The sequence below is a fragment of the Serratia sp. CY47280 genome (genome assembly GCF_052168655.1).
Lineage (GTDB): Bacteria > Pseudomonadota > Gammaproteobacteria > Enterobacterales > Enterobacteriaceae > Serratia > Serratia bockelmannii.
Map to the genome: position 1 here is coordinate 1 of NZ_JBJNMG010000003.1, position 16404 is coordinate 16404.

The following is a 16404-nucleotide window of genomic DNA, read 5'->3' on the forward strand; positions in this document are numbered from 1 at the left end:
TGAATTTTACTTCAGTTAGTCACTCTTCAAGACTTGATATTTTTTTGCATCCGAAGATGCTGGATATCGTCTTGTGGAGTGCCCACACAGATTGTCTGATAAATTGTTAAAGAGCAGTGAGCTAGGTGCTTTCGCTTGCTAACTCGAGGTGGCGTATATTACGCTTTTCACCCGGAGAGTCAAGCGTTTATTTCGCTTTTCTCTCGCTGACCCGGCGGCTTGTCAGTCGTTGTTCCCGGTCAGTGGAGGCGCATTATAGGGAGTTCTCGGCAGGCCGCAACCCCTAAATGCAAAAAACCTTTCAAGCGTTCAAATAATCACCAAAAACGCCTTTTTAGGATGTTTATTAGTCAGAAAATACCGGTTTTAGCACAGTAATAGCGGCAAACCCTGTAAACAGGGACAAGCGAAGGTAAAGAAAAGGGAGCGGCCACCCGCTCCCTTTCATCTTTATTACGCTTAATTGTCGTTATTGGCGTGCAACGATATGGTCGTTTTCCACATCCAGCGTTACCAGCTTGCCGGGGATCAGCTTGCCAGACAGGATTTGCTGCGCCAGCGGGTTCTCGATCTCCTGCTGAATAGCACGCTTCAACGGACGCGCACCATACACAGGGTCGTAACCGGTTTTGCTCAACAGAGCCAGGGCCGGTTCGGTCATGGTCACTTCGTAACCGCGCTCTTCCAAACGCTTGTACAGACGCGACAGCTGAATCTTGGCGATCGCGGCAATGTGTTTCTCGCCCAGCGGGTGGAACACCACCACTTCGTCGATACGGTTGATGAACTCCGGACGGAAGTGGTGACTCACCATCTCCATCACCGACTCTTTCATCTGCGCGTAGTTCATCTGACCGAAATGCTCCTGGATCAGATCGGACCCCAGGTTGGACGTCATGATCACCACAGTATTGCGGAAATCGACGGTACGGCCTTGACCATCGGTCAGGCGGCCGTCATCCAACACCTGCAACAGAATATTGAACACGTCCGGATGCGCTTTCTCGACTTCATCCAGCAGAATCACCGAATAAGGCCGGCGACGTACGGCTTCCGTCAGGTAGCCGCCCTCTTCATAACCGACATAACCTGGAGGCGCACCGACCAGACGCGACACGGAGTGTTTCTCCATAAACTCGGACATATCGATACGCACCATAGCGTCGTCGCTGTCGAACAGGAACGAAGCCAGTGCCTTGCAGAGCTCGGTTTTCCCCACCCCGGTCGGGCCGAGGAACAGGAACGAACCGATCGGCCGATTAGGATCGGACAGCCCCGCACGGCTGCGGCGGATCGCATTGGAGACCGCGCTGACCGCTTCGTCTTGGCCAATCACTCGCGAATGCAGTTCTTGCTCCAGGCGCAGCAGCTTGTCGCGCTCACCTTCCAGCATTCTGGCCACCGGGATCCCGGTGGCACGCGCCAGCACTTCAGCAATCTCCGCATCGGTCACCCGGTTACGCAACAGCTTCATGCTCTTGCCTTCGGCCTGCGTAGCGGCGGCGAGCTGTTTCTCCAGCTCAGGGATCTTGCCGTACTGCAGTTCCGACATCCGCCCCAGATCGCCGACGCGGCGCGCCTGCTCCAGGGTGATTTTGGCCTGCTCGAGTTCAGCCTTGATGTTCTGGGTGCCGGAGAGCGACGCTTTTTCCGCTTTCCACTCTTCTTCCAGCTCAGAATATTCGCGCTCTTTCTGCCCCAGCTCATCGCTGAGCATGTCCAGGCGTTTCTTGCTGGCGTCGTCAGACTCTTTATTCAGCGCCTGCTGTTCCAGCTTCAATTGGATGATGCGGCGCTCAAGCCTGTCGAGCGACTCCGGCTTGGAGTCCATCTGCATACGGATGCTGGACGCCGCTTCGTCGATAAGGTCAATAGCCTTGTCCGGCAATTGACGATCGGCGATATAACGGTGCGAAAGCGTTGCCGCCGCCACGATGGCCGGGTCGGTGATTTGCACGTGGTGGTGCAGTTCATAACGCTCTTTCAGGCCGCGCAGGATAGCGATGGTGTCTTCCACGCTCGGCTCCGCCACATACACTTTCTGGAAACGACGTTCGAGCGCCGCATCCTTCTCTATATATTGACGATACTCGTCGAGCGTAGTCGCGCCAACGCAGTGCAGCTCGCCGCGCGCCAGCGCCGGCTTCAGCATGTTGCCTGCATCCATCGCGCCATCCGCCTTACCGGCGCCGACCATGGTGTGCAATTCGTCGATAAACAGGATAACGCTGCCTTCCTGCTTGGCCAGATCGTTGAGCACGCCTTTCAGACGCTCTTCAAACTCGCCGCGATATTTGGCCCCGGCGATCAAGGCGCCCATATCGAGGGACAATACGCGCTTGTGCTTCAGCCCTTCCGGCACTTCGCCGTTGATGATGCGCTGCGCCAGGCCTTCGACGATGGCGGTTTTACCCACGCCAGGCTCGCCGATCAGCACCGGGTTGTTTTTGGTACGACGTTGCAGCACCTGGATGGTGCGGCGGATCTCTTCGTCACGGCCGATCACCGGATCAAGCTTGCCCTGCTCGGCGCGCTCGGTCAGATCGATAGTGTATTTCTTCAATGCTTGCCGTTGGTCTTCGGCGCCTTGATCTTCCACGCTGTCACCGCCTCTCATTTGTTCAATGGCTTTGCTGATTTTGTCGGCCGTCGCGCCGGCCGCTTTCAACAAGTCGGTCAACGAGCCGCGATCTTCCAGCACCGCAAGCACAAACAGCTCGGAAGAAATGAATTTGTCCGCGCGCTTCTGCGCCAGCTTGTCGCACAGGTTCAGGACGCGCACCAGCTCATGGGACGGTTGAACGTCGCCACCGGTGCCTTCTACCTGCGGTAAACGGGACAGCGCCTGTTCGATCTCGGTGCGCACACGCCCGGCATCGATACCTGCGGAAGTTAATAGTGGACGAACCGTGCCCCCTTCCTGATTAAGCAGGGCGCTCATCAGATGTAGCGGTTCAATAAACTGGTTGTCGTGCCCAAGGGCTAGTGACTGGGCATCGGCGAGGGCAAGCTGGAATTTGTTGGTAAGACGATCCAGACGCATAACACCTCCAAGATGGGTCGAAATTGCTACTGGAGATTAAATGAGGTCATCCCTCAAATTTTCAAGGTTATCTCGACGCTAAATTTTCGGTACAACGCCATGCGTCGTTGGATCGTCCTAATTCAATAGGTTATATCAGCCAGATTAAACTTGCCAGACGTCCGGTTATTCCGTCGCGTCGATAGGAGAAAAAATGGCTCGTTTCGTTAACCGTGCAGCGATCGCCACCATAGATGGCCTGAACGCCTGCACGCAACAAGCGTTGGCGAGCCAGCAGGTAGATATTAGCCAAAAACTTATCGCCGTGCGGGGTAAATGCCGCTGCAGCTTCAGCATCTTCCGCCATGAAAGCGGCCCGCACCTCTGGCCCGACCTCAAACTGCTGCGGACCGATCGCCGGCCCCAGCCAGGCGCTAATCTGGCTCGGTGCGGCGCTGAACGCCGCCACGGTTTGCTCCAGCACGCCGTGGCACAATCCGCGCCAGCCGGCGTGGGCGGCAGCCACTTCGTCACCGTGCTGCGAGCAGAACAACACCGGCAGACAATCCGCCGTCATCACGGCACACACCTGCCCCGGCACATTGCTGTACACCGCATCCGCCCGCAAATCGGCAGGTGCTTTCCCCGTCAACGTCACCACGCGAGTGCCGTGCACCTGCTCGAGCCACACCGGCATCTGCGGCAAACCGGCGGCGATAACCAATCGTTCCCGATTGCGTGTCACCGCTTGCTCCTCGTCACCGACGTGGGTGCCGAGGTTCAGCGAGTCATAAGGCGGCAGGCTGACGCCGCCGCCGCGCGTGGTACTGCAGGCCTTAACGCCGGGAGGCAACGGCCAGTCAGGCAGAATGAGCGAGCTCATTACCAGTCCATCTGATCTTTGAATTCTTCGGTGTCCGCCTTCAGCGCGTTGATCAGATCAACCATGTCCTGCGGCAGCGGCGCATGCCACTCCATCTGGATGCCGCTGATCGGATGATACAAACGCAGCATGGTGGCGTGCAGCGCCTGACGGTCAAAGCCGCGCAGCGTGCTGATGAAGGCTTCCGAAGCGCCTTTCGGCGGACGTGGACGGCCGCCGTACAGCGGATCGCCCACCAGCGGATGGCTGATATAGGCCATGTGCACGCGGATCTGGTGAGTACGGCCGGTTTCCAGGCGCAGGCGCAGGCGAGTATGCGCACGGAAGTGTTCCATGATGCGGTAGTGCGTTACCGCCGGCTTACCCATCGGGTGCACCGCCATGTGGGTACGCTTGGTGGAATGGCGCGCGATAGGCTCTTCTACCGTACCGCCGGCGGTCATGGTACCGATCGCCACCGCTTCGTATTCACGGGTGATTTCGCGCGCCTGCAGCGCTTCCACCAGCCGGGTTTGCGCCGGCACGGTTTTCGCCACCACCATCAGGCCGGTGGTGTCTTTATCCAGACGGTGCACGATGCCGGCACGCGGCACGTCGGCAATTTCCGGGTAGTGATACAACAGCGCATTGAGCACCGTACCATCCGGGTTACCGGCGCCGGGATGCACCACCAAATCGCGCGGTTTGTTGATCACCAGGATGTCGCTGTCTTCATAGACGATATCCAGCGCGATATCCTGTGGCTCCCAACGCGCCTCTTCTTCAATCTGTGCATCGATGGCGACGGTCTCTCCGCCCAGCACCTTCTCTTTCGGTTTGTTTGACGTTTTGCCATTGACCTTCACCCGATCGCCCAGGATCCACTCTTTTATGCGAGATCGTGAATAATCAGGGAACAATTCGGCCAAAGCCTGATCTAAACGTTGTCCGAGTTGAGATTCGGCCACCGTTGCGGTGAGTTGTACTTGTTGTGCCATATGCAGCTTCTTCGTTAACGTTGGGTTTTCACGGCGATGCCGTTTAATATAATGTGCTATTGTACCTGGTCTTTGTCGGGAGCTTAACGGACAGTCTCCCGGAATAACACCCTGAGGATAATCAAAACGTCATGACGCGTATGAAATATCTGGTGGCGGCAGCCACGTTGAGCCTGGCGCTGGCAGGTTGCTCCACATCCAAGGATGCGGTTCCCGACAACCCACCTTCGGAAATCTATGCTACCGCGCAGCAAAAACTGCAGGACGGTAACTTCAAGGGCGCGATTACGCAACTCGAAGCGTTAGATAACCGCTATCCTTTCGGGCCGTATTCCCAGCAGGTCCAGCTGGATTTGATTTACGCCTACTATAAGGCCGCCGACTTGCCGATGGCTCAGGCATCCATCGATCGCTTCATGCGTCTGAACCCGACGCACCCGAACATCGATTACGTGATGTACATGCGCGGCCTGACCGACATGGCGCTCGATGACAGCGCGCTGCAGGGCTTCTTCGGGGTTGACCGTTCTGACCGCGATCCTCAGCACGCTCGCGCTGCGTTCCGCGACTTCAGCCAGTTGATTCAGCAATACCCGAACAGCCAATACGCGACCGACGCCAACAAGCGTTTGGTGTATTTGAAAGACCGCTTGGCCAAGTATGAGCTTTCGGTGGCGGAATACTACACTAAACGCGGTGCTTACGTCGCGGTCGTTAATCGCGCCGAACAGATGTTGCGTGAATTCCCGGATACCAAAGCGACGCACGACGTGTTGCCGCTGATGGAAAATGCCTACAAGCAGCTGCAGCTGAACGGCCAGGCTGACAAAGTGGCCAAAGTGATCGCCGCCAACCCGCAATAAGCGCGCGTCGGTAACGGCAGAAAAACAAAACGGCAGCCTCGGCTGCCGTTTTCATTGGCGTCGACCGGGTTTCCACTGGAAAAATACACAAGTAAAAACACGGTGTTAGCTCGCGCTCCTCACCGGTCAACTCATCGATAATGCGCCATCCGGCGGCAACTCTCAAGCATTAGATAGCCAATTCAAATGCTGAATCACAGATTGAACTAACTTTGCAAAAAGTGACAAAAAATCGTGATTTACATCACGCATTTAAACAAAAAGCGGGGTATGCTGGGTTCACCAAGACGGAAAGACAGAGAGGTAAGTTATATGACATTGAACATTACCAGCAAACAAATGGATATCACTCCCGCAATCCGCAATCACGTCGAAGACCGTCTCACCAAACTGGAAAAATGGCAGACCCAGCTGATAAACCCACATATCGTCTTATCTAAAGAACCGCAGGGGTTTGTCGCCGACGCTACCATTACCACGCCTAACGGCCCGCTGGTCGCCAGCGCCAAACATGATGACATGTACACCGCCGTTAATGAGCTGATCGCCAAGCTGGAACGCCAGTTGAACAAGGTGCAGCATAAAGGCGAAGCGCGCCGCTGCAATGCCAGCGTGAAAGACATCGTGCCGGAAGTCACGCAAGAGCAGGAATAACCGTCCGACAGCGATTGCCGCATCAAACGCGCCCGAGGGCGCGTTTTTTGTCGGGTATTTTTGTTGACGGGGTAAAAGCCAGCGGTTACTTTAAAACCTGTTCGCATTAACCTTAGGTAGACCATGCCACGCACACCGTTTTTCTTCGCATTCTTTTTTACCTTCCCCTGACTGGGAGGCGTTTCGTCGTGTAAGAAAGAATGCGAAGACGAACAACAAAGCCTCCTGGAAACAGGAGGCTTTTTTTATGGCTGTTTTACAACGAATAAGAACTGAAGGCGGAAGCTGATTATGACTGACAACCCGTTATTGGTGCTGCGCGAGCGCATCAGCGCACTGGACTTGAAACTGTTGGCCCTGCTGGCGGAACGCCGTGAGCTGGCGATCGAAGTCGGCAAGACCAAGCTGCACTCTCATCGCCCGATCCGCGATAAAGAGCGCGAGCGCGATCTGCTGGATGCGCTGATCGCCGCCGCCAAGCCTTACGACCTGGACGGCTTTTACGTCACCCGCCTGTTTCAACTGATCATCGAAGATTCCGTCCTGACCCAGCAGGCGTTGCTACAGCACCAGCTCAACCCCGTCAGCCAACATTCCGCCCGCATCGCCTTCCTCGGCCCAAAAGGCTCTTACTCACATCTGGCAGCACGCCAATACGCTGCCCGCCACTTCGATCAGCTGATCGAATGCGGCTGCCAGAAGTTTCAGGATATCTTCACCCAGGTGGAAACCGGCCAGGCGGACTATGCGATTCTGCCTATCGAGAACACCAGCTCCGGGTCGATTAACGAGGTGTACGATCTGCTGCAGCACACCAGCCTGTCGATCGTCGGCGAACTGACCAACCCGATCAACCACTGCGTTCTGATTGCCGGCGACAGCGATCTGAGCCAGATTGAAACCGTCTACAGCCACCCGCAACCGTTCCAGCAGTGCAGTCAGTTCCTGAACCGCTTCCCACACTGGAAAATCGAATACACTGAAAGCACAGCGGCCGCGATGGAGAAAGTCGCCAAGCTGAATTCGCCGAAGGTGGCTGCTCTGGGCAGCGAAGCCGGCGGCGCACTGTATGGGCTGCAGGTGCTGGAACACAACCTCGCCAACCAGCAGCAGAACATCACCCGTTTTATCGTCCTGGCGCGCAAAGCGATCGACGTCTCCGAACAGGTGCCGGCCAAAACCACGCTGATCATGGCGACCGGCCAACAATCCGGCGCACTGGTCGAAGCGCTGCTGGTACTGCGCGACAACGGCATCATCATGACCAAGCTGGAGTCACGCCCGATCAACGGCAATCCGTGGGAAGAGATGTTTTATATCGATGTGCAGGCCAACCTACGCGCCGAGGCGATGCAAAAAGCGCTGCGCGATCTGACGCCAATCACCCGCTCGCTGAAGGTGCTGGGCTGTTACCCGAGCGACACCGTGGTGCCGGTCAACCCATCCTGAAACCATAAAAAAGGGTTCGGCTTGGCCGAACCCTTTACGTTTACTGCCCGCGTTTCACTGCCGGCTGTCGTTAGCCTGCCGCAACAGCGTGCGGCTCTCCACCAGAAAGCGCTGGGCGTAATCGCCGAACCAATGCTCTACCTTGCGGAAGCTATCGATAAACGCCTGTTTGTCGCCATGCTCCAACAGCTTGATCGCCTCGCCGAAGCGCTGGTAGTAACGCTTAATCAGCGCCACGTTTTCTTCCGACGACATGATGATGTCAGCGTACAGCTGCGGATCCTGCGCGAACAGTCGGCCAACCATCGCCAGCTCCAGCCGGTAGATCGGCGAGGAGAGCGCCAGCAGCTGCTCCAGTTGCACGTTCTCTTCCGCCAGGTGCAGCCCGTAGGCGAAGGTGGCGAAGTGCCGCAGCGCCTGAATAAACGCCATATTCTGATCGTGTTCGACCGCGCTGATACGATGCAGCCGCGCCCCCCACACCTGCAGCTGTTCAAGCAGCCATTGGTAAGCCTCCGGTTGGCGGCCATCGCAGTAAACCACCACCTGCTTCGCCACGCTGCCCACGTCCGGACCAAACATCGGATGCAACCCCACCACCGGGCCGCTGTGCGCCGCCAACATCGCATGCAGCGGACGATTCTTCACCGACGCCAAATCCACCAGAATACAGTCGTCAGGCAACGGCGGCAGGCGGCTTATCACCTGCTCGGTCACGTGGATCGGCACGCTGACGATCACCATACCGGCATCCGCCAACAGCTGTTCCGCCTGCGGCCAATCTTCCTGATCCAATACCCTGACCTGATAACCCGACAGCGTCAGCAGACGGTTGAACAGCCGGCCCATCTGGCCGTTGCCGCCGATGATGACGATCGGCCGCAGCTGCGGGCACAGAGTTTTAAAACCTTTATCGTTCTCGCTGACGTACGATTCGCGCATCACACGGCGCAAGACGTCCTCGATCAAATCCGGCGGCACGCCGAGGTTTTCCGCCTCCTGGCGGCGCGAGGCCAGCATCGCCGCCTCGCGCTCCGGCACATAAACCGGTAAACCGTGGCGGCTTTTCACCTCCCCCACTTCCGCTACCAGATGCAGGCGTTTCGCCAGCAGATCCAGCAACGCTTTGTCCACCTCGTCGATTTGATCGCGCAGCGCGGTCAGTTCTGCCACCATAACTTACTTTTCTCCCGTGCGTGCCTTCAGCGCAGCGCCGAGTTCCTGATGCATGTGGCGCAGCAGCGTTTCCGTCCTCTCCCAGTCGATGCAGGCGTCGGTGACGGATACGCCGTAACGCATGTCAGCACGCGGCTGTTCGGAAGACTGATTGCCCTCATGCAGATGGCTCTCCAGCATAATGCCGGTAATCGAGCGGTTACCCGCTTTAATCTGCTCCACCACGGACTCGGCCACCGCCGGCTGACGGCGATAGTCTTTATTCGAGTTGCCATGGCTGCAATCTATCATCAAGGACGGATGGAGTCCCGCCTCGAGCATCTGTTTTTCACAGGCCGCAACGTGCTCGGCGCTGTAGTTCGGGGTTTTACCGCCGCGCAGGATCACGTGCCCGTCCGGATTGCCCTGAGTCTGCAGCAAGCAAACCTGGCCCGCCTGGTTGATGCCGACGAAGCGGTGCGGCATAGCGGCGGCGCGCATGGCATTGATGGCGGTACCCAGGCTGCCGTCGGTGCCGTTTTTGAACCCGACCGGCATCGACAGGCCAGAAGCCATTTCACGGTGGGTCTGCGATTCGGTGGTACGCGCACCGATCGCCGACCAGCTGAACAAGTCCCCCAGGTACTGCGGGCTGTTCGGATCCAACGCTTCGGTAGCCAACGGCAAGCCCATGCCCACCAGATCCAGCAACAGGCGACGCGCGATATGCAAGCCTGCTTCAACGTCAAACGAACCGTCCATGTACGGATCGTTGATCAAACCTTTCCAGCCGACAGTGGTTCTGGGTTTTTCAAAATAAACGCGCATAACGATATACAGCTGATCGCTCAAGTCAGCCGCCAGGGTTTTCAAACGACGGGCGTAGTCCAGTGCCGCATCCGGATCGTGGATCGAACAAGGCCCACACACGACCAACAGGCGATGATCGCGCCCCTGCAAAATGTTGGCGATGGTGTTACGCGCGGTGGCGATTTCATTTTCGTCGTCGGCGCTGAGCGGGAACTGGTTCTTCAGCTCCTCCGGCGTGATGAGAACCTGTTCTGCACTGATGTGTACGTTATTGAGCGCGTCTTTTTGCATGATGCTATTCCTGTCGTTTGGCGTTATGCGTTGAAATGGAACATTGAGCGTTTCAGGGCTCTACCCTATCACGATATGTAAAGTTTTCAATCCAATTTCCGTAAATAAAAAATTACCATAATTTCTCTTATGAGATAACATGCATAAACACATCAAGAAAATACAATAAAAACAAACAAATTCAATTAAATAATAAATTCACAAGCGCCTCAAAACGCACCTGTTCGCCTTCCCGGCGAAAGTCCTACATCGTAAACATATATGTACAACTTGTTTTACAGTCAAGATACGCCGCCCGTCTCGGCGCCAACGAACGGGCAGGCGCGGATACCGTCAGACTCAGCACGAAATGCCGCCGAAAGCGATGAATTTCAGTAGAAGAAAAGCGAATAAATGAGGAATAAAAATTAAAAACTTAAGCTAATAGCGGCTATTTTTGTCGCTGAAATGAACCGATATAATGTGACCGTCATCAACAATAACCACCCTTAACAACTGGATCCAAGATGCTCTCTTCTCGCGCTCGTCGCGCTTTTCCGCTGTATATTTGCTGCTTAACGACTTTCACCAGTGTTTCAGCCTTTGCCGACAATACGCTTTTCACCGCGATGGACGATCCGGCCACCGCCAAGAAACCATTCGAAGGCAACGTGCAGGCGGGCTACAACGCCCAGTCAGGCAACTCGCAGAGCTCCACCCTGCTTGCCAACACCAACATGACCTGGTTCAACAGCGACGCGGCGTACAGCCTGTGGGGGGCGGCTAACAACACCACCTCCTCCAACGTGCGCTCGTCCGAAAAATACCAGGCCGGTGGCCGTACGCGCTATAACCTGACCGATCGCAACTACCTGTTCGGCCAGGCCAGCTGGCTGAGCGACCGTTTCAACGGTTACGACTCACGCTCCACGCTGACCGGCGGCTACGGCCGTCAACTCCTCAACGGGCCGCTTAGCGATCTGCGGGTGGAATTCGGTCCCGGCGTGCGCCATGACGAATACCATGGCGGCGGCCGCTCGACCAAAGGGTTGGCCTATGGCGCGGCCAACTATTCCTATCAGCTGACCGACAACACCAAGTTCATTCAGGGCGTTTCCGCACTGGCGAACGAAGAAACCACGCTGAACTCGGAAAGCGCGTTGAACGTGGCGATCAACGATCGCTTCTCGCTGCGCGTGGCTTACACCGTGACCTACAACAGCAAACCGCCGGCCTCGGCGCCGAAGAACACCGACACGACGACCTCGGTCACGCTGGTCTACGGCCTGTAATTTCCCCCCAATATTTCTCAAAGCCCATCATTGATGGGCTTTTTTTATGCCTGCCGCCCTCTTTTGCACAATCTGCTAAAAATATTCACCCCACCCATTGACGACTTTAGCAAATAGCTTAATACTGTATGCATATACAGTAATTATTATACAGCCTCGGGGCATGATGGATTTCGATAGAGAGTGGCCAGAAACGCATCGATAGCCGCCACAGCTCCCGAGAGACTGTAAACAAAGCGAGCATAAGCTATGGAGAAAATCACCTCATTCATCACCTACGCCATGGCGTTGTTTCTCGCCTGGCTCGGCAAGCTGTCACCGCAGGACATTGCCTTTCTAGTCGGTGCGGCGGTAGGCATCGGCACGTTTCTGGTGAACTGGTACTACCGACGTAAAAGCCTGCAGATCTTGAAGGCTATTGAACGCAATGCGGCATCACGGAGGAAAATTTACGATGAATGCAATCGTTAAGCGCTGCAGCGTCGCCACCGTTTTGGCCATCGCCGTGCTATTGCCGTCATTTGGCGAGCTGCAAACCTCAGAAGCCGGCCTCAGGCTGATCGCCGATCTCGAAGGCTGCCGCCTGTCGCCTTACCAGTGTAGCGCCGGGGTGTGGACACAGGGCATTGGACACACTGCCGGCGTCATCCCAGACAAGATGATAGATGAACGCAAAGCCGCGGTGGATTTGGTAGACGATGTTCGCCGCACCGAACGCGGCATGGCCGCTTGCCTGCCGCATACGCTCTCGCAACAAACCTATGACGCAGTGATCGCCTTCGCCTTCAATGTGGGCGTCGGCGCAGCCTGCCACTCTACGCTGGTCGCGCTGCTGCAACAGCGCCAGTGGCGGCAGGCCTGCGATCAGTTACCACGCTGGATTTACGTAAACGGAAAGAAAAATAAGGGGCTGGAACAGCGACGCGCCATGGAACGCGCACTGTGCTTGCAGGGGATTGCCTCATCATGACGAGTTCGCTCGCCAAAGGGTGATGCCACAACAATTTCACTTAATTTGTTCAAGGGGGTTCTTATGATGCACTGTCCACTATGCGGTCACGTGGCCCACACTCGCTCCAGCCGCTATCTGAGCGAGTCGACCAAAGAGCGTTACCATCAATGCCGCAACATCAATTGCAGCTGCACGTTCGCCACGCACGAGTCCGTCGCGCGGGTGATCGTCAAACCTGGCGATGACATTATCCCGGCGCAGCCTCACCCGCCGGAGAGTCAGCATAAACAAAGCGCCGCGGCGCTATAATGCAAAAAGCTTGCTTATGCAGGCTTTATTATGTTGGCGGCGCGCAGACAAAATCTCGCAAATGTAACCAGTCGAGATTTAAGATAAAAAAAGGGGTTGGCATAATGCCAACCCCTGATAACTATTAACTTTTGGATGCAGCGTTAGCCAACGCGGTTCAGACGCTCTTTGATACGAGCAGCCTTACCAGTACGCTCACGCAGGTAGTACAGTTTAGCTTTACGAACGGCACCACGACGTTTCACAGCAATGCTGTCGATTACTGGGGAGTGAGTCTGGAATACGCGCTCAACACCTTCGCCGTTGGAAATCTTACGAACAGTGAATGCAGAGTGCAGACCGCGGTTACGGATAGCGATAACCACGCCCTCGAATGCCTGCAGACGTTTTTTGCTACCTTCAACGACCCATACCTTCACTTCCACGGAATCACCCGGACGGAATGCAGGTACGTCTTGTTTCATCTGCTCTTGTTCAAGTTGCTTAATAATGTTGCTCATAATATGTCTCTTACCCTAGGTAAACTGATATATCGGTCCCGTCTGTTGTCAGACGTTTCCTTCATAGTCCTGTTGCCTGGCCTGATGTTCCCGTTGGAACTCAGCCAGCAACACCGCTTGCTCGTCAGTCAGAGCTAGGCTTTCTAGAAGTTCAGGTCTTCTAAGCCAGGTTCGGCCCAGCGACTGCTTTAAGCGCCAGCGACGTATCTCGGCATGGTTACCCGACAGCAGAACTGGCGGTACCTCCATCCCTTCCAACACCTCTGGGCGGGTATAGTGCGGGCAGTCCAGCAATCCGTCGGCGAAGGAGTCTTCCTCCGCTGAGGCCTGATGGCCCAGCACACCCGGTATGAAACGGGCGACTGAATCAATCAGGGTCATTGCCGGCAGTTCCCCGCCGCTGAGAACGTAATCGCCGATTGACCATTCTTCGTCAATTTCGGTTTGGATTACGCGCTCGTCTATCCCTTCGTAACGGCCGCATACCAGAATCATCTTCTGATTGGCCGCCAGTTCGCACACGCCGGTTTGATCCAGCTTGCGCCCCTGAGGTGACAGATAAATCACCTTTGCTCCCTCGCCTGCCGCTGCTTTCGCCGCATGAATGGCTTCCCGTAAAGGTTGCACCATCATCAGCATTCCCGGGCCGCCGCCGTAAGGGCGATCGTCCACGGTACGATGCCGGTCGTAGGTGAAGTCGCGAGGACTCCAACACTGCACGCTCAGCAGGCCATTTTTTACTGCCCGGCCAGTCACCCCGTAATCGGTGATAGCGCGGAACATCTCAGGAAACAGGCTTACAATACCGATGAACACAAGCCAATCCCCTTACCGTTATTCCACTTGCTTCGACCGTTTGATCCGGGGGTCAAAAACCAGGATCCCAATCTGCCTCAATCACGCGGGCAGTGAGATCGACTTTCTTGATAACCTGCCCATGAAGAAACGGAATCAACCGCTCCTTCATGCCGAACGCATCTTTCAGGTTCGCTTTCACAACCATCACATCGTTCGAGCCGGTTTCCATCATATCGATGACTTTACCCAGCTCGTAGCCAGCGGTGGTGACTACCTGGCAGCCCATCAGGTCTTTCCAGTAGTAATCGTCACCCTCCAGCGGAGGAAGTTGCTCAGAATCCACCATAATCTCGCGATTAGTCAGCAGATTCGCCGCGTCCCGATCGTCAATGCCTTTGACCTTGATGATCAGATCCTGACTGTGGCGCTTCCAGTCTTCCAACTCGATATGCTGCCACTGACCCGCCTGCTGGATAAACCACGGCTGATAGTCAAAAATGCTTTCGGCGTTCTCGGTGGATGAAAACACTCTGAGCCAACCACGAATGCCGTAAGCGGACCCCATTTTACCGAGTACAATCGGCTGCTTAGGCGCTACCGGTTTGAGTTGCTTGCTCATTGCCACCACCGCGACAGATTAAGCTGCTTTCTTAGCGTCTTTGATCAGCGCGTGAACGCGATCAGAAACGGTTGCACCCAGACCAACCCAGTGCTCGATGCGGTCCAGGTCCAGACGCAGTGCTTCAGCCTGACCGGAAGCGATCGGGTTGAAGAAGCCAACGCGCTCGATGAAACGACCATCACGAGCGTTGCGGCTGTCGGTCACTACTACTTGATAGAACGGACGCTTTTTAGCGCCGCCACGTGCCAAACGAATTGTTACCATAACATCCTCTTTAGTTAATAAAACAGCCGGGCCCCATTGAGGGACGGGGCCCGGTTGCAATATAAAAAGCCCGAAAATTTTACTCATTTTGGCGCAAAAAGCAATCTAAAGCGTCGATCGCAGGGGACAACTTTTGCAGCCTGTCAAATTTCGGGCGGTTTTCACCGCGAACGGCGAATGCTGAAAGCGCCCGCACTCAGCGTGCGGAGGCCCATCAGCGGCCTGGGAAGCCCGGTGGCATCATACCTTTCATGCCGCGCATCATCTTCGCCATACCGCCTTTCTTCATCTTCTTCATCATACGCTGCATTTCGTCGAACTGCTTCAGCAAGCGGTTGACGTCCTGCACCTGCATGCCGGCCCCCATCGCGATGCGGCGCTTGCGCGAGCCCTTGATGATTTCAGGTTTGGCGCGCTCTTTCAGCGTCATCGAGTTGATGATCGCCTCCATGCGCACCAGCACTTTGTCGTCCATCTGCGATTTGACGTTGTCCGGCAGTTGGCCCGCGCCCGGCAGCTTGCTCAACATGTTGGCCATACCGCCCATGTTGCGCATTTGCTTGAGCTGCTCCAGGAAGTCGGTCAGATCGAAACCGTCGCCCTTCTTCAGCTTGTTGGCCAGTTTCTCCGCCTGCTCGCGGTCGACCTTGCTTTCGATATCTTCGATCAGTGACAGCACGTCGCCCATGCCCAGGATGCGTGATGCCACGCGATCCGGGTAGAACGGCTCCAGCGCTTCGGTCTTCTCGCCCACGCCGAGGAATTTGATCGGCTTGCCGGTGATGTGGCGGATGGACAATGCGGCACCGCCGCGCGCGTCGCCGTCGACCTTGGTCAGCACCACGCCGGTCAGCGGCAGCGCTTCGTTAAACGCCTTGGCGGTATTGGCGGCGTCCTGGCCGGTCATGGCGTCAACCACGAACAGGGTTTCCACCGGCTTGATCGCCGCATGCACCTGTTTGATCTCGTCCATCATCGCTTCGTCAACGTGCAGACGGCCGGCGGTATCGACGATCAGTACGTCGTAGAATTTCAGCTTGGCCTGTTGCAGCGCGCGATTGACGATGTCGATCGGTTTTTCTTTGACGTCAGACGGGAAGAAATCGATGCCGACACCTTCCGCCAGCGTTTCCAGCTGTTTGATCGCCGCTGGGCGATAAACGTCCGCGGAAACCACCAACACTTTCTTCTTCTGTTTTTCTTTCAGGAACTTGCCGAGCTTACCGACGCTGGTGGTTTTACCGGCGCCCTGCAGGCCCGCCATCAGCACCACCGCCGGCGGCTGGGCCGCCAGATTCAGCTCGGTGTTGACTTCGCCCATCGCGGCGATCAGCTCACCCTTGACGATCTTGACGAACTCCTGCCCCGGCGTCAGGCTCTTGTTGACTTCATGACCAACCGCGCTCTCTTTGACGCGGTTGATGAAGTCGCGCACCACCGGCAGCGCAACGTCCGCTTCCAGCAATGCCATACGCACTTCACGCAGGGTTTCCTTGATATTCTCTTCGGTCAGCCGCCCGCGGCCGCTGATATTGCGCAACGTGCGCGACAATCGATCGGTTAAATTTTCAAACATCGTCTCAT

18 protein-coding genes and 1 other annotated feature are annotated in these 16404 nt (G+C 56.1%); of the genes, 8 read left to right on the plus strand and 10 right to left on the minus strand.

Annotation, left to right across the window (positions count from 1 at the left end; all coding sequences use genetic code 11):
• Window positions 1-469 precede the first annotated feature (469 nt).
• The 3 genes from clpB to rluD all read right to left on the minus strand — a co-directional run bounded on the left by clpB (window position 470) and on the right by rluD (window position 4882).
• Window positions 470-3043 carry an ATP-dependent chaperone ClpB gene (gene clpB, locus ACJ8J4_RS14330; RefSeq protein ID WP_025301647.1) on the minus strand — a complete coding sequence of 858 codons (2574 nt, stop codon included), beginning with the start codon at window positions 3041-3043 and terminating at the stop codon, window positions 470-472.
• Window positions 3044-3173: 130 nt separating this feature from the next.
• On the minus strand, window positions 3174-3905 hold the full coding sequence (gene yfiH, locus ACJ8J4_RS14335) for a purine nucleoside phosphorylase YfiH (protein ID WP_025301646.1): 732 nt from the start codon (window positions 3903-3905) through the stop codon (window positions 3174-3176).
• Complete coding sequence (gene rluD, locus ACJ8J4_RS14340) at window positions 3905-4882, minus strand: 23S rRNA pseudouridine(1911/1915/1917) synthase RluD (protein WP_025301645.1); 978 nt, start codon at window positions 4880-4882, stop codon at window positions 3905-3907. Before rluD ends, yfiH begins: the two co-directional genes overlap by 1 nt.
• Before the next feature lie 131 nt (window positions 4883-5013).
• Between rluD and bamD the strand changes: the two genes are divergently transcribed.
• The 4 genes from bamD to pheA all read left to right on the plus strand — a co-directional run bounded on the left by bamD (window position 5014) and on the right by pheA (window position 7848).
• Entirely contained in the window at window positions 5014-5745 is a 732-nt protein-coding gene (gene bamD / locus ACJ8J4_RS14345) for an outer membrane protein assembly factor BamD (RefSeq protein WP_004932456.1), read from the plus strand.
• Window positions 5746-6057: 312 nt separating this feature from the next.
• On the plus strand, window positions 6058-6399 hold the full coding sequence (raiA, locus tag ACJ8J4_RS14350) for a ribosome-associated translation inhibitor RaiA (RefSeq protein WP_004932457.1): 342 nt from the start codon (window positions 6058-6060) through the stop codon (window positions 6397-6399).
• 122 nt (window positions 6400-6521) lie between these two features.
• Window positions 6522-6648 (plus strand) — a sequence feature (Phe leader region).
• Window positions 6523-6570, plus strand: a complete 48-nt coding sequence (locus ACJ8J4_RS14355) for a hypothetical protein (protein WP_101428074.1) — start codon at window positions 6523-6525, stop codon at window positions 6568-6570. Its footprint overlaps the feature before it by 48 nt.
• Window positions 6649-6690: 42 nt before the next feature.
• A complete protein-coding gene (gene pheA / locus ACJ8J4_RS14360) occupies window positions 6691-7848 on the plus strand; it encodes a bifunctional chorismate mutase/prephenate dehydratase (RefSeq protein WP_025301644.1) in 1158 nt (385 codons plus the stop codon).
• Window positions 7849-7902: 54 nt separating this feature from the next.
• Here pheA and tyrA read toward each other — a convergent pair whose 3' ends face one another.
• Together tyrA and ACJ8J4_RS14370 are read right to left on the minus strand one after the other, a co-directional pair.
• Complete coding sequence (gene tyrA, locus ACJ8J4_RS14365; protein ID WP_016929015.1) at window positions 7903-9024, minus strand: bifunctional chorismate mutase/prephenate dehydrogenase; 1122 nt, start codon at window positions 9022-9024, stop codon at window positions 7903-7905.
• Window positions 9025-9027: 3 nt separating this feature from the next.
• On the minus strand, window positions 9028-10104 hold the full coding sequence (locus ACJ8J4_RS14370) for a 3-deoxy-7-phosphoheptulonate synthase (protein WP_142591891.1): 1077 nt from the start codon (window positions 10102-10104) through the stop codon (window positions 9028-9030).
• A 506-nt stretch (window positions 10105-10610) separates the two neighbouring features.
• Between ACJ8J4_RS14370 and ACJ8J4_RS14375 the strand changes: the two genes are divergently transcribed.
• The 4 genes from ACJ8J4_RS14375 to ACJ8J4_RS14390 all read left to right on the plus strand — a co-directional run bounded on the left by ACJ8J4_RS14375 (window position 10611) and on the right by ACJ8J4_RS14390 (window position 12636).
• A complete protein-coding gene (locus ACJ8J4_RS14375) occupies window positions 10611-11375 on the plus strand; it encodes a DUF481 domain-containing protein (RefSeq protein ID WP_025301642.1) in 765 nt (254 codons plus the stop codon).
• A 249-nt stretch (window positions 11376-11624) separates the two neighbouring features.
• Entirely contained in the window at window positions 11625-11846 is a 222-nt protein-coding gene (locus ACJ8J4_RS14380) for an HP1 family phage holin (protein ID WP_025301641.1), read from the plus strand.
• Entirely contained in the window at window positions 11830-12345 is a 516-nt protein-coding gene (locus ACJ8J4_RS14385) for a lysozyme (protein WP_049208782.1), read from the plus strand. Before ACJ8J4_RS14380 ends, ACJ8J4_RS14385 begins: the two co-directional genes overlap by 17 nt.
• A 63-nt stretch (window positions 12346-12408) precedes the next feature.
• Window positions 12409-12636 (plus strand): ogr/Delta-like zinc finger family protein, encoded by a 228-nt coding sequence (locus ACJ8J4_RS14390; protein WP_025301639.1) that lies wholly within the window; start codon window positions 12409-12411, stop codon window positions 12634-12636.
• 143 nt (window positions 12637-12779) lie between these two features.
• On the opposite strand, the gene rplS is transcribed toward ACJ8J4_RS14390, so the two are convergent.
• The 5 genes from rplS to ffh form a co-directional block, all read right to left on the minus strand.
• Entirely contained in the window at window positions 12780-13136 is a 357-nt protein-coding gene (gene rplS, locus ACJ8J4_RS14395; RefSeq protein ID WP_025301638.1) for a 50S ribosomal protein L19, read from the minus strand.
• A gap of 48 nt (window positions 13137-13184) precedes the next feature.
• On the minus strand, window positions 13185-13952 hold the full coding sequence (gene trmD / locus ACJ8J4_RS14400) for a tRNA (guanosine(37)-N1)-methyltransferase TrmD (protein WP_004932485.1): 768 nt from the start codon (window positions 13950-13952) through the stop codon (window positions 13185-13187).
• 52 nt (window positions 13953-14004) lie between these two features.
• A complete protein-coding gene (gene rimM / locus ACJ8J4_RS14405) occupies window positions 14005-14553 on the minus strand; it encodes a ribosome maturation factor RimM (protein WP_019455135.1) in 549 nt (182 codons plus the stop codon).
• Between the two features lie 18 nt (window positions 14554-14571).
• Window positions 14572-14820: a 30S ribosomal protein S16 gene (rpsP, locus tag ACJ8J4_RS14410; RefSeq protein WP_004932501.1), complete on the minus strand. Its 249-nt coding sequence runs from the start codon at window positions 14818-14820 to the stop codon at window positions 14572-14574.
• A gap of 214 nt (window positions 14821-15034) precedes the next feature.
• The gene (ffh, locus tag ACJ8J4_RS14415; RefSeq protein WP_004932504.1) at window positions 15035-16396 is read right to left on the minus strand and encodes a signal recognition particle protein; all 1362 of its coding nucleotides are present in this window, start codon (window positions 16394-16396) and stop codon (window positions 15035-15037) included.
• Between the last annotated feature and the right edge of the window lie 8 nt (window positions 16397-16404).

Coding starts and splice junctions, on each gene's coding strand:
- clpB (WP_025301647.1), bottom strand. CDS start 3,043: ATGCGTCTGGATCGTCTTACCAACAAATTCCAGCTTGCCCTCGCCGAT.
- yfiH (WP_025301646.1), bottom strand. CDS start 3,905: ATGAGCTCGCTCATTCTGCCTGACTGGCCGTTGCCTCCCGGCGTTAAG.
- rluD (WP_025301645.1), bottom strand. CDS start 4,882: ATGGCACAACAAGTACAACTCACCGCAACGGTGGCCGAATCTCAACTC.
- bamD (WP_004932456.1), top strand. CDS start 5,014: ATGACGCGTATGAAATATCTGGTGGCGGCAGCCACGTTGAGCCTGGCG.
- raiA (WP_004932457.1), top strand. CDS start 6,058: ATGACATTGAACATTACCAGCAAACAAATGGATATCACTCCCGCAATC.
- pheA (WP_025301644.1), top strand. CDS start 6,691: ATGACTGACAACCCGTTATTGGTGCTGCGCGAGCGCATCAGCGCACTG.
- tyrA (WP_016929015.1), bottom strand. CDS start 9,024: ATGGTGGCAGAACTGACCGCGCTGCGCGATCAAATCGACGAGGTGGAC.
- ACJ8J4_RS14370 (WP_142591891.1), bottom strand. CDS start 10,104: ATGCAAAAAGACGCGCTCAATAACGTACACATCAGTGCAGAACAGGTT.
- ACJ8J4_RS14375 (WP_025301642.1), top strand. CDS start 10,611: ATGCTCTCTTCTCGCGCTCGTCGCGCTTTTCCGCTGTATATTTGCTGC.
- ACJ8J4_RS14380 (WP_025301641.1), top strand. CDS start 11,625: ATGGAGAAAATCACCTCATTCATCACCTACGCCATGGCGTTGTTTCTC.
- ACJ8J4_RS14385 (WP_049208782.1), top strand. CDS start 11,830: ATGAATGCAATCGTTAAGCGCTGCAGCGTCGCCACCGTTTTGGCCATC.
- ACJ8J4_RS14390 (WP_025301639.1), top strand. CDS start 12,409: ATGATGCACTGTCCACTATGCGGTCACGTGGCCCACACTCGCTCCAGC.
- rplS (WP_025301638.1), bottom strand. CDS start 13,136: ATGAGCAACATTATTAAGCAACTTGAACAAGAGCAGATGAAACAAGAC.
- rimM (WP_019455135.1), bottom strand. CDS start 14,553: ATGAGCAAGCAACTCAAACCGGTAGCGCCTAAGCAGCCGATTGTACTC.
- rpsP (WP_004932501.1), bottom strand. CDS start 14,820: ATGGTAACAATTCGTTTGGCACGTGGCGGCGCTAAAAAGCGTCCGTTC.
- ffh (WP_004932504.1), bottom strand. CDS start 16,396: ATGTTTGAAAATTTAACCGATCGATTGTCGCGCACGTTGCGCAATATC.